Below are 12,947 nucleotides of genomic sequence, written 5' to 3' on the forward strand. Positions count from 1 at the left end.
TTATTTCTGAAAGCCGGGACATGACGGGGAAGATCCCTGCCGCGTGATTTGCGGTTTAACGGGATTTATTCACCATCAAATCATGTTCTCTCTGGAGTACCTTCAGGCAGTTTTCTCCCCGGCGATGCAGCCTGAGCAGTGCAGTTTGCGTTTTTTGATAGTACGCGGAGAGCGCACTTGTGCTGGCATCGGGGAAGGGCATGGCGCAGAGGATCTCGGTTTCAATATTTCCTTCGGCCACTTTGAGGACATCCCCCGGATTCTGGCTGAGCGCTGTCGCCAATGCGGGCATCAGCATCGCGTGGGTTTGCGGATCCGTCACATTGACCAGAGCATCGGCAATCATCAGCCATTCACGATCCCCCTGAGAAATTCCGTCCTGCAGGGTCTTTCGGCTGGCAACGGAGAGTGAGCTGGCGACTTTTTCAGCACCGTTTTTCTCCATCGCAGCCCACAGCAGAGCGGGCGTAATTTTCTGCCGGTTCAGTGAAAAATTCTGCTGATCCTGGGCGGTGGTTCTTATTTTCCCAAAGGCTTCATGCAACTCATTGAGGCAAGATTTTCCCTTTTCTCCCATTTTTTTCAGTGCCGGTTCGGTCAGACGATAATAGCGTGCGAGATAAGCATCTGCTTCACCGGGGAAAGGCAGCGTACAGACCTTTTCTTTACCCGGCAAACTGGCGGATGCGGGCTCGGACAGGGCGCTGATGACGTTTTTGGGATCCTTTGATAAAGCCCTTGCCAGCGCTTCGACGAGGGTACTGGCGTTGCCTCCTTCAATCCCCGGTGCGATTTCCGGTACCAATTTTAGCCATTCAGGATCGGCCTTTGTAATACCGGACGTCAGTGTTTGAAATTCTTGTTCATTCAGATGGCTGATGGCCTGTGCAGCGCCGATTTTCTTGACGGAATCATGAAGTGTTTGTGGTGTTACTGATGAAGCATATGCCGTGGTGGCGAGAGGTGCGCACAGAATCAGCGCAGTCATGAGGTGTTTCATATCCAATTCCTTTGGAAGTTTTTATTGTTTTATTCGCTGTGCAACCCGTGCCGGGCGTTGGGCAAGATATAAGCTTCGGAGGAAACGCTTTATGCGCTATATCAACCTGAGGTGAGAAAAATCCGAGCCCGAGAAACAGGCCACGGATTTTGGGGGGGAGAAAATCACCAACGTCTTTTTATTAGGGTGCGCAGGGTTTCAGGGCTGACAGTCTCGGATGATCAGCCTTGGCGGTGTCATGACGTTCAGCTTTCTTCGAGCATCTGCGAAACCAACATCCCTACCCGCTGTACCGCACGTTCGGTTTTTGCCGTCAGGGGCTGGGCGTAATTCATCCGCAGGCAATTGCGGTATTTTCCCGATGCGGAGAATATCGAACCGATGGCGATCTGCACGTTATATTCTTCCAGCATTCGGTTTAGCCGCAGCGTATCAATACGCTCATCCAGTTCTATCCACAGCAAAAATCCCCCCTGAGGACGGCTGACCCGTGTTCCGCAGGCAAAATACTTCATGACCCAGTCGGTCATTACGCACAGGTTTCGCTGGTACTGATTGCGCATACGGCGCATATGTTGCAGATAGTGTCCCTGTTTGATGAAGTCGGCGATGGCAATTTGCGGCAGCGTCGCGGAGGCGCCGGTGGTGATGTATTTCATGTGGATGGCGCGGTCATGATAGCGGCCCGGTGCAATCCAGCCGACACGCAAACCGGGCGCCAGCGTTTTTGAAAACGAACTGCACAGCAGAACGCGTCCATCTTCATCGAAAGAGGTGATGGTGGCGGGGCGGGGATACTGATACGCCAGTTCGCCATAGACGTCGTCCTCGATAATCGCGAGATCGTAACGCTGTGCCAGACGCAGTAAGCCTTTTTTGCGATCATCCGGCATGTTGTAGCCGAGCGGGTTATTGCAGTTAGGCGTCAGCTGTATCGCTTTGATGGGCCACTGTTCAAGCGCCATTTCCAGCGCTTCCAGGCTGATTCCGGTGACCGGGTCGGTAGGAATTTCCAGTGCTTTCATGCCGAAGCCTTTCAGGGTTTGCATTGCACCGTGAAAACTCGGGGAATCGACCGCGACGATATCGCCATGTTCGCACACGGAGCGGATGGCGATCGACAGCGCTTCATGACAGCCGGTGGTGATCAGGATATTGCTGGCATCCATATGGCTGCCGCTGTCGATCATCAGCCGGGCGATCTGCTCGCGTAAATCCTCCGAGCCGTAGATGCTGTCGTAATGAAATGCGTTGAGATTCTGATGCTGACCGGCGCGCCCCATCAGGCGACTGAGCGGTTTGAGCGTCGGCGCGGTAACATCCGGAGAGCCGCGCCCGAGTTGCACCACGCCGGGACGATGCGGGGAAGTGATGAGATCCAGCACCTGATCCCACTGTGAGATCTCAACGGGTCGTTGTGCCGGGCGGCATCCCGAGGGCAGGGCGGCCTGTATCCTCGCGCCTTTCACGAAGTAGCCGGATTTAGGGCGCGCTTCCACCAGCTGTTTCTCTTCCAGCACGCGGTAAGCCTGCTGAACCGTACTCACGCTGACGCCATGCTCACTGCTCAAAACACGCACGGAGGGCAGACGGATCCCGGCGGGATACAACCCCTGTTCGATGCGGTCACTCAATACGTTCGCCAGATTTTCATAACGGTTCATTATCTTTTCCTCAACCTCGGCGCAAACAAAACAGTACAGATGCATACAATCTAACCCCGTATCTGTGATTGGATCCAGATCTGTATGGTTGAAATACTAAAAAACTGAATCTGTAATGTTTTTGCCGTTTATCCGATCCTGTTGTCAGGTCGTTAACGGGAGAAGAATATGAAAAATATCATTGAAGAACGTCAGTTTGCAGGGTGTGAGGCAAGGGTTTGTGCGGATGTCGGGGTGGCTGAGCGTGCAGTACAGATGCCGGTTAAAAAAGGCGGATGGTTAAAACAGTTGTTTGCCGTGGTACATGGCTGGAATGAGCGCCGGGTCAGCCGCAAAATTTTACACGGACTGAGTGCGGATCAGCTGAAAGATATCGGGCTGGCGAAATCGGATATCGACAGAGAATATCCACGCAGTGTATGGCCGAACTGGCCGAAGTGATTTAACGTCCTCCCCCTGACGGGGGAGGAGTCGTCATACGTTCTTATTTCACCTGCATACCAGGCTGTGCACCGGAATCCGGGCTGAGCAGGAAGATCTCTTTCCCGCCAGGGCCAGCCGCCATCACCATTCCTTCAGAAATACCGAAGCGCATTTTACGCGGTGCGAGGTTAGCGACCATGATGGTCAGACGGCCTTCCAGCGCTTTTGGATCAGGATACGCAGAGCGAATGCCGGAGAAAATCTGACGCGTCTCGCCACCCAGATCCAGTTGCAGGCGCAGCAGTTTGTCCGAACCTTCCACGAAATCTGCGGTTTTGATCAGCGCAATCCGCATGTCCACTTTAGCGAAATCATCAAATGTGATGGTGTCCTGAATCGGGTCATCCGCCAGCGGACCTGTTGCCGGCGCTTTCGCTGCCGCAATGTCTTCTTTTGACGCATCAACCATCGCGGCCACTTTATCCAGCTCGATACGGTTAAACAGCGCTTTGAACGGATTGAGCTGATGCGACAGTAAAGGCTGCGCAATGGAATCCCAGCTCAGCGTGGTGTTAAGGAAGGCTTCACTGCGCTCGGCCAGCGATGGCAGAACAGGTTTCAGATACGTCATCAGCACGCGGAACAGGTTGATACCCATTGAGCAGATAGCCTGCAGGTCGGCGTCGCGGCCTTCCTGTTTCGCCACAACCCACGGTGCCTGCTCATCCACGTAACGGTTTGCCAAATCGGCCAGCGCCATGATTTCACGGATAGCACGACCAGATTCGCGGCTGTCATACGCCTGCGCAATGCTCTCAGCGGCATCGGTGAAGGTTTTAAACAGGGCTTCGTCAGCCAGTGTATCCGCCAGTTTTCCGTCGAAACGTTTGGCGATGAAGCCAGCGTTACGGGAAGCCAGATTGACCACTTTATTGACGATGTCGGCGTTCACGCGCTGCACGAAATCTTCCAGATTCAGATCGATATCATCAATACGGGAAGACAGTTTGGCGGTGTAGTAATAACGCAGGCAATCGGCATCCAGATGGTTCAGATAGGTGCTGGCCTTGATGAACGTGCCGCGTGATTTGGACATCTTCGCGCCGTTCACCGTCACGTAACCGTGAACAAACAGATTGGTAGGCTTGCGGAAGTTGCTGCCTTCCAGCATGGCTGGCCAGAACAGGCTGTGGAAATAAACGATATCTTTACCGATGAAGTGATACAGCTCGGTCGTTGAATCTTTCTTCCAGAATTCGTCGAAGTTCAGATCGCCGCGACGGTCGCAAAGATTCTTAAATGAACCCATGTAACCGATAGGCGCATCCAGCCAGACGTAGAAGAATTTGCCCGGCGCATCCGGAATTTCGAAACCGAAATATGGCGCATCACGGGAGATATCCCATTGTTGCAGACCGGACTCAAACCATTCCTGCATTTTGTTGGCGACCTGCTCCTGCAATGCACCTGAACGGGTCCACGCCTGTAACATCGCGCTGAATTCTGGCAGATCGAAGAAGTAGTGCTCGGAATCACGCATGACCGGTGTAGCGCCAGACACCACGGACTTCGGCTCGATCAGTTCGGTCGGGCTGTAGGTCGCACCGCAGACTTCACAGTTATCGCCGTACTGGTCGGGCGATTTACATTTCGGGCAGGTGCCTTTGACGAAACGGTCAGGCAGGAACATGCCTTTCTCCGGATCGTACAATTGAGAAATGGTGCGATTCTTGATGAAGCCGTTTTCTTTCAGACGACCATAAATCAGCTCGGACAGCTCACGGTTTTCATCGCTGTGCGTGGAGTGATAGTTGTCGTAGCTGATGCCAAAGCCGGCGAAATCTTTCTGATGCTCCTGGCTCATTTCGGCAATCATCTCTTCCGGCTTGATACCGAGTTGCTGTGCTTTCAGCATGATCGGCGTGCCGTGCGCATCGTCCGCACAGATGAAGTGCACCTCATGGCCGCGCATTCGCTGGAAACGAACCCAGACGTCAGCCTGGATGTGTTCGAGCATGTGACCAAGATGGATGGATCCGTTGGCGTACGGAAGTGCACAGGTTACCAAAATTTTTTTCGCGACTTGAGCCATAGTAAGAGCTTGCTTTCTGTTGTTGAAATCAGGGGTATTGATGTTAACCGAAAGCGCCGCCCCGCGTAAACAAACGGGGGATCTCTACATCTCTTCTGTTATGCTATTTAGAGAATAAGTCGTTTAATAAATAGTCTGACAACCCCTTTCAAGGAGCCGGGATGACATCTCAATCCCCACAGCAGACCACCCCCGCGGGGCTGCGCGCACTAGTGACCGGCGTACTGGCCACCTTCCGCCATTCCACTCTGCAAAAAGATCTCAACGCCATTAAAGCACTGCATCACTGCGTGTTAATGGATGAGGTTTTGCATATCGATCTGACGCTGCCCTTCGCCTGGAAAAGCGGTTTCGAAGTATTGAAAGATGAAACCAGCGGCGAACTGCTGCGCGTGACGGGTGCCTCCGCCATTCAGTGGAACCTGCATCACGACATCGCCACCATGAAACGGGCCAACGAGCAGCCGGGTATTAAAGGTGTGCGTAATATTCTCGCGGTCAGTTCGGGGAAAGGCGGCGTAGGGAAGTCCACCACCGCTGTCAATCTGGCGCTGGCGCTGGCGGCCGAGGGTGGAAAGGTCGGGATTCTGGATGCTGATATCTATGGCCCCTCAGTACCAAACATGCTGGGCACTGAAGATGAGCGCCCGACATCGCCGGATGGTGTGCATATGTCGCCCATTATGGCGCACGGGCTGGCAACGAATTCAATTGGTTATCTGGTTACCGATGAGAACGCCATGGTCTGGCGTGGCCCGATGGCCAGCAAAGCATTGATGCAGATGTTGCAGGATACGCTGTGGCCGGATCTGGACTATCTGGTCATCGACCTGCCACCGGGTACCGGTGATATACAGCTGACGCTGTCGCAAAATATTCCTGTTACCGGCGCGTTGGTTGTCACCACGCCGCAGGACATCGCGCTGCTCGACGCGATGAAAGGCATCGTTATGTTCGAGAAAGTGCATGTGCCGGTGTTAGGCATTATTGAAAATATGAGCATGCACGTTTGCAGCAATTGCGGTCACCACGAACCGATTTTTGGCACCGGCGGGGCGCAACGGCTGGCAGAAAAATACCGTTGTGAATTGCTGGCACAATTGCCGTTACACATCTCGCTTCGTGAAGATTTAGATCGCGGTGAACCGACGGTGGTGTCTAACCCGGAGAGTGAATTTACAACGATTTACCGTGAACTGGCGTCAAAAGTCGCATCACAGCTGTTCTGGAAAGGCGATGCAATTCCTACAGAAATCGCTTTCCGCGCAGTTTAATCTCTCAACTCTGCGATTTATTGCCTGATGTCAGCGATTACACAGCCTTAACGCTGGCATCAGGCGCTGTCTTGAACTTATAATTGGCGCGTTCAAAGCACACGTCTGTGCTTGCCTTCCAACTTCCAAATCAGGTCTTTAATTTTATGTCTGACAAATTCCATCAGTGTGTCATCGTAGGTATCGCTGGCGCATCTGCTTCGGGAAAAAGCCTTATCGCCAGTACGTTATACCGTGAACTTCGTGATCAGGTAGGCGATGAGCACATCGGGGTGATCCCTGAAGATTGCTACTATAAAGACCAAAGTCACATGACCATGGAAGAGCGGGTCAAAACCAACTACGACCATCCAAGTGCGATGGACCACAATTTGCTGTTTCAGCACTTACAGGCGCTGAAATCAGGCCAGGCAATCGAATTGCCGAGCTACAGCTTTATTGAGCACACACGGCTTGCCGAAACGGTGACGCTGAAACCTAAGAAAGTCATCATTCTGGAAGGGATCCTGCTGCTGACGGATGTGCGTCTGCGTCAGGAAATGAACTTCTCCATCTTCGTGGATACGCCGCTGGATATCTGCCTCATGCGCCGCATGAAGCGTGACGTCAACGAACGTGGCCGTTCAATGGATTCCGTGATGGCGCAGTATCAGAAAACCGTCCGCCCAATGTTCCTGCAATTTATCGAACCCTCCAAACAATACGCAGACATCATTGTGCCGCGTGGCGGCAAGAACCGGATTGCGATTGATATCCTCAAGGCGAAAATCAGCCAATTCTTTAACTAATCGCGGATGCAGCCGTAGAAAACCATACCGGAGAAACGATGAGACTTTGCGATCGAGATATAGAAGCCTGGCTGGACAGTGGCAAATTAGGCATTTCCCCGCGTCCGCCTGTTGAACGTATTAACGGTGCTACAGTAGATGTACGTCTGGGTAATGGATTTCGCGTTTTCCTCGGGCACAACGCAGGTTTTATCGATCTGAGTGGCCCGAAGGACGAAGTCAGTGCTTCTCTCGATAAAGTGATGAGTGATGAGATCGTCCTGCCGGAAGGCGAGGCGTTTTTCCTTCATCCGGGCGAACTTGCGCTGGCCGTGACGTTTGAAACCGTTTCTATTCCCGACGATCTGGTCGGCTGGCTGGACGGGCGTTCCTCCCTCGCACGTCTGGGGTTGATGGTTCACGTGACGGCACACCGTATCGATCCGGGCTGGCAGGGACGCATCGTGCTGGAGTTCTATAATTCAGGTAAATTGCCACTGGCGCTTCGCCCTGGCATGTTGATTGGTGCATTGAGCTTCGAGCCGCTTTCCGGCCCGGCGGCACGCCCTTATAACAGCCGTCAGGATGCGAAATATCGCGACCAGCAAAGCGCGGTTGCCAGCCGTATTGATGAAGACTGATTCAGCTTTTTATCCGCAGGTCGGATAAAAACGTGAGGAAGGCATGAGAAGACTACTGACGACACTGGTTATTTTACTGGTGGTTATCATTGCCGGCATGACTTCGCTGGTATTTCTGATCAATCCAAACGACTTCCGCCAGTACATGGTGGAGCGGGTTGAGATGAAAAGCGGTTATCAGCTCGCGATTAACGGTCCGTTGCGCTGGCATGTCTGGCCTCAGATGAGCATTATCGCAGGGCAAACCTCCCTGACTGCGCCGGGTGCGAAAGCGCCGGTGGTCAGCGCGGAAAACATGCGGCTGGACGTCAAACTTTGGCCGCTGCTTTCTCATCAGCTTGCGGTAAAACAAGTGCTGCTGAAAAATGCGGTTGTGCGGTTAACGCCTGACAGTGAAGAAAATCAGCCCGGCGCGCCGGTTGCCCCTTCCACCCCGACGCCAGTGGCGCCGGCTGCGCCCGATCTTGAGGCTGGCTGGAAATTTGATATCGATAAATTGAGCATCGTCGACAGTTTGCTTATCTGGCAGCGTGGCAACGATGATCAAATTAATGTCCGTGATATCAACATGGAAATGGACAAGAACGATAACCGCCAGGCCACTCTTCAGGTTTCCAGTCGCATCAGCCGCAATCAGCGTGATCTGGCATTCACCATGACTGCCGAACTGGATATGCAGCATTATCCTCAGGCCTTCGCGGCGAATATCAGCAAATTTACCTATCAACTCAGCGGTGCCGATATTCCGGTGAAGGGCGTTCAGGGTAACGGTGCTATGCAGGCCAGTTATCAGCGCGATACGGATACCGTCAAACTGAGCCAGCTGAACTTAACGGCGAACGATAATCAGATCGCCGGAACCGCATCTGCAACGCTGGGCGATAGTCCAGATTATCAGCTGAATTTAACCGCCAATAAGCTCGATCTCGATGCCCTTACCGGCTGGCAGCCCAAAACGGATGAGACATCCGGTGAAAGCACGCCTGCTGTTACCTCAGCACCGGTCATTGCCCGTGATGTGGACAATCAACCCAATGGTTTGAGTAATCTGCAAAACTTTGATGCCAGCCTGGCGCTGAAGGTGGCAGAGTTGACCTATCGTGGTTTGAAAATTCAAAATCTGGTACTGAATGCGGTTAATCAGCAGGGTCAGGTCGGTTTATCCACCTTTAGCGGCAACATGGGCACAGGTACCTTCTCATTGCCTGGCGATATGGATGTCACCGGGAAACAGATTCAGGTTCATCTGGTGCCTGACGTGAACAAGATTGAGTTGGGTGATGTACTGGCTGCCTATGGCCTGCCAAAAGCGCTGACCGGGAGCTTCTCACTCAAAGGTGACGTAAATGGCAAAGGGCTTTCCGCCGCAGATTTCGCGCGACGCTGGCAGGGAGAAGGGCAACTCTCAATGGATAATGCGCATCTGAATGGCATCAATATTCAGCAGCTTATCCAGCAGGCCGTCGCCCGCAGCAGCGACAAGGTTCAGGGGCTTGAGCGTTATGATCATTACAGTCAGATCGATACGCTGAGAGCTCAGGGACAACTTGCCGCGGGTACCTTAACCCTGAAAAATCTTGAAGGTCAGTCGCCGATGGTGACAGCGAAAGGTAACGGCACCATTAACATGGCAGACCAGCAGGTTGACATGAACTTGCTCATCCGTGTGACCGGTGGCTGGAAGGGTGACAGCAATCTGATTAATACACTGAAAACCACCGATATCCCCCTGCGGGTTTATGGGCCGTGGGCTCAGATGGGTTATCAGTTGCAGGTTGATCAGGTGCTGAGACAGACGCTGGAACAGAGCGCGCGCAGCGCGATTCAGAACTGGATAGATAAACGTAAAGACAGCAAAGGAAATGACGAAGTACAAAAGCTTCTGAATAAGTAATGTCTTACGAATAAAAAACGGGTGCCTTAACAGGGCACCCGTTTTTTTTACAACAATGATTAAACTTCGTAGTCGTTGTCGTTTTGCGGCTTCAGTGATGTGATTTTCACTTTCAGGATCCGGTGACTGCTGACTTCCAGTGGTTCGAACAAATAATCATAGATTGTGATCTGTGCGCCCACCTGCGGGATGCTTTGCGTATGCTCCATCAGCAGCCCCGCCAGCGTATGGTATTCACGTTTCTCGTCAACCGGCAGGGCGATATACATCACCAAATCTTCAAGCGGCATATAGCCGTTGGCAATCCAGGTGCCGTCTTCCAGTTGCTGAATGTCATGACGTGCGTCAGGGGTTTCATCCGACTCCGGCAGGTTCCCGGCGATGGTTTCCATCACATCCGTCAGCGTCACAATGCCTTCAACGGAACCGAATTCATCGACCACGAAAGCAAAGTGCGTTTTGGCCTGACGGAACTGCTCGAGTGCCATCAGCAAAGAAAGTTGTTCGGGGAAAATCAGCGGTTGACGAATCAGCGCTTTAAGGTCGAGTTCATTTTGTAACAATTGCTGTTTCAGCAGATCAACCACGTGAACCACGCCCAGCGGTTCATCTGTTGAGCTGTCTTCTGTCACCAGAATACGCGTGTGCTGATTGTTGGCAATTTGCTGCGTTAACACGTCAACCGGGTCGTTAAGCTCCAGGTTGTCAACATCATGGCGTGAGGTCATCACGCTGCTGACGGTGCGTTGTCCGAGGCCCAGAACGCGTTCAATCATGTGACGTTCCTGCTGATTGAAAATCGCATCCTCTTCATTTGTGCTGTCGGCAATCATGCCCGAGGAATGTGCATCCAGTTCCGCTTCTTCATGCTTACCGCGCAGAACACGCAGAACCGTCTCGGCAGTGCGTTCACGCAATGAACGGCGAGAGGACAAAAAACGTCGACGGTTAAACTGTGCCAGCTGGTTCAGGCCTTCAATAATTACCGAAAAACCAATTGCAGCGTAAAGATAGCCCTTAGGGATCGCATAGCCGAAGCCTTCCGCAACCAGACTGAACCCGATCATCAGCAGGAAGCTAAGGCACAAAATCACAATAGTCGGATGCGCATTAACAAAGCGCGTCAGCGGACGGCTTGCCAGCAACATCAGACCCATGGCGATACATACCGCAACCATCATCACGGCGAGGTGATCGACCATCCCGACGGCCGTGATGACCGAGTCCAGCGAGAAGACGGCATCGAGCACAACAATTTGCGCGACAACGGGCCAAAATTTTGCCCCAGTATGTTGCTGAGTTTGCTCTTCGTCTTTCCCTTCAAGCCGCTCATTTAACTCCATCGTGGCTTTGAACAGCAGGAACACACCGCCGGTGAGCATGATCATGTCTCTGGCACTGAATGCATGGCCCAGCACCGTCAGAAGAGGGCGGGTGAGTGTAGACAGCCAGGAGATCGAGGCCAGCAACAGTAACCGCATCACTAATGCCAGTAAAAGCCCGGTGACACGCGCCTTGTCGCGTTGCTGACGAGGAAGTTTTTCCGCAAGAATGGCGATAAAAATGAGATTGTCTATGCCCAGAACAATTTCGAGTACTACCAGGGTAGCCAGCCCGGCCCAAATCGACGGATCGGCGATCCATTCCATATTACTTTTTTCACCTTTAGTCACACGGCGGTTGCCGCACGTTGAATAATGGGCGCCAGAGGAGGAAAATTCAAATCTAAAACAGTGGGGTACCCTGCCTGATGGGAGGATTGGCACATCAGGGACCGCTAAGTTAGAGTGGTTAAACCAAATGATTTGGAATGCAGCAAATTGTGATGATAAAACCGCCGAACAGGTTCAACATTCCTAATTTTGCGTCTTAGGCTTACCGTTTGGTGCTGCTTACTGGTATCGTAATCACATATACAGAATATGTATTTGATGTTCCGGGTGAGCAGTATGGTCCCCTAAATGACATCACAGGGTCTATACTCACGGAAGAAAATATCGTGCTGGGTAATAAGTTTGCATTTACATTTTCAGCCTGGTGAACTACCTGACTTACTTTGGTGCTAACTGACTGAATTTACACACAATAGGTTTCAAGGAGTATCCTTTACAATGTTAAAAGCTGTTATCCCTGTTGCCGGTCTGGGCACACGCATGTTGCCAGCGACGAAAGCCATTCCAAAAGAAATGCTGCCTATCGTCGATAAGCCTTTAATCCAGTACATCGTTAATGAATGTGCTGCAGCGGGCATCAAAGAAATTATTTTGGTTACGCATTCCTCCAAAAATGCGATCGAAAACCACTTCGATACCTCATTCGAACTGGAAAGCATGCTGGAAACACGCGTCAAGCGTCAGTTGCTGGAAGAGGTGCAGTCCATCTGTCCTAAAGGTGTGACCATCATGAACGTGCGTCAGGGGCAATCCAAAGGTCTGGGTCATGCTGTTCTGTGCGCCAAGCCATTGATTGGTAATTCACCTTTCGCAGTTATCCTGCCAGACGTTCTGATGGACGATTCCACCAGCGATCTGCGCAAAGATAACCTTGCCGCCATGCTGACCCGTTTTAAAGAAACCGGTAACAGTCAGGTTATGGTTGAAGAAGTGCCGGAAGAAGACGTCTCTAAATATGGCGTTGTCGATTGTAACGGCGTTGAGGGTGAGCCAGGTAAAAGCACACCAATGACGGCAATCGTTGAAAAGCCAGAGCGTAAAGATGCGCCATCCAACCTGGCTGTCGTAGGACGTTATGTTTTCTCTGAAGATATCTGGCCGCTGCTGGCGATCACACCTTACGGTGCAGGCAACGAAATTCAGCTGACAGATGCAATTGCACTGTTAATGAAGAAAAAAACCGTTGAAGCTTTCACTATGACCGGTCGTTCACATGACTGTGGCGATAAGCTGGGTTACATGAAAGCCTTTGTGGAGTACGGCGTGCGCCATAACTCACAAGGTGACGCTTTCAAAGCCTGGCTTAAAGAGTTTGCTGGCGAGTAATCTACTGACTTTTGTGGTTCTGAAAGCACCATTTTTATGGTGCTTTTTTATGAGCGAAGAGATCCTGCTTTTGAACATGACCGCACAGCTAAAAAGACTTCTATGAAAGAGTGATTTACGTCTTTATGCCTGAAAAATAGACAAGCAGTCACTTATTTATTAATCGAAATCCTATTATAAAGTAATCATGACC

10 protein-coding genes are annotated in these 12,947 nt (G+C 51.8%); 6 read left to right on the forward strand and 4 right to left on the reverse strand.

The annotated features are described in order from the left end of the window. Positions 1-55: 55 nt before the first annotated feature. Together ED901_RS03945 and ED901_RS03950 are read right to left on the reverse strand one after the other, a co-directional pair. The gene (locus tag ED901_RS03945) at positions 56-1,006 is read right to left on the reverse strand and encodes a hypothetical protein (protein WP_162997808.1); all 951 of its coding nucleotides are present in this window, start codon (positions 1,004-1,006) and stop codon (positions 56-58) included. Positions 1,007-1,245: 239 nt separating this feature from the next. Beyond that, a complete protein-coding gene (locus ED901_RS03950; protein WP_122094916.1) occupies positions 1,246-2,664 on the reverse strand; it encodes a PLP-dependent aminotransferase family protein in 1,419 nt (472 codons plus the stop codon). A 168-nt stretch (positions 2,665-2,832) separates the two neighbouring features. Between ED901_RS03950 and ED901_RS03955 the strand changes: the two genes are divergently transcribed. Further along, on the forward strand, positions 2,833-3,105 hold the full coding sequence (locus tag ED901_RS03955; RefSeq protein ID WP_056769531.1) for a DUF1127 domain-containing protein: 273 nt from the start codon (positions 2,833-2,835) through the stop codon (positions 3,103-3,105). Positions 3,106-3,148: 43 nt separating this feature from the next. Here the strand turns inward: ED901_RS03955 and metG are convergent, their stop codons facing one another. Then, complete coding sequence (metG, locus tag ED901_RS03960) at positions 3,149-5,179, reverse strand: methionine--tRNA ligase (RefSeq protein ID WP_122094918.1); 2,031 nt, start codon at positions 5,177-5,179, stop codon at positions 3,149-3,151. A gap of 161 nt (positions 5,180-5,340) precedes the next feature. Here metG and apbC point away from each other — a divergent pair, with 161 nt between their 5' ends. The 4 genes from apbC (at position 5,341) to asmA (ending at position 9,755) form a co-directional block, all read left to right on the forward strand. Next, the gene (gene apbC / locus ED901_RS03965) at positions 5,341-6,453 is read left to right on the forward strand and encodes an iron-sulfur cluster carrier protein ApbC (protein ID WP_122094919.1); all 1,113 of its coding nucleotides are present in this window, start codon (positions 5,341-5,343) and stop codon (positions 6,451-6,453) included. A 146-nt stretch (positions 6,454-6,599) separates the two neighbouring features. Continuing rightward, positions 6,600-7,241 (forward strand): uridine kinase, encoded by a 642-nt coding sequence (gene udk, locus ED901_RS03970; protein WP_056769536.1) that lies wholly within the window; start codon positions 6,600-6,602, stop codon positions 7,239-7,241. A 38-nt stretch (positions 7,242-7,279) separates the two neighbouring features. Beyond that, positions 7,280-7,861, forward strand: coding sequence for a dCTP deaminase (dcd, locus tag ED901_RS03975; protein WP_056769537.1), 582 nt, complete (start codon positions 7,280-7,282; stop codon positions 7,859-7,861). Between the two features lie 43 nt (positions 7,862-7,904). Then, positions 7,905-9,755: an outer membrane assembly protein AsmA gene (asmA, locus tag ED901_RS03980; protein ID WP_122094921.1), complete on the forward strand. Its 1,851-nt coding sequence runs from the start codon at positions 7,905-7,907 to the stop codon at positions 9,753-9,755. 59 nt (positions 9,756-9,814) lie between these two features. On the opposite strand, the gene ED901_RS03985 is transcribed toward asmA, so the two are convergent. Beyond that, positions 9,815-11,404 (reverse strand): TerC family protein, encoded by a 1,590-nt coding sequence (locus ED901_RS03985; protein WP_122094923.1) that lies wholly within the window; start codon positions 11,402-11,404, stop codon positions 9,815-9,817. 462 nt (positions 11,405-11,866) lie between these two features. On the opposite strand from ED901_RS03985, the gene galU reads away from it, so the two are divergent. Beyond that, positions 11,867-12,754, forward strand: coding sequence for a UTP--glucose-1-phosphate uridylyltransferase GalU (gene galU / locus ED901_RS03990; RefSeq protein ID WP_056769545.1), 888 nt, complete (start codon positions 11,867-11,869; stop codon positions 12,752-12,754). Positions 12,755-12,947: the final 193 nt, after the last annotated feature.

Origin of the sequence: Rahnella sp. Larv3_ips, from assembly GCF_003697865.1 — a bacterium.
Taxonomy (GTDB): domain Bacteria; phylum Pseudomonadota; class Gammaproteobacteria; order Enterobacterales; family Enterobacteriaceae; genus Rahnella; species Rahnella rivi.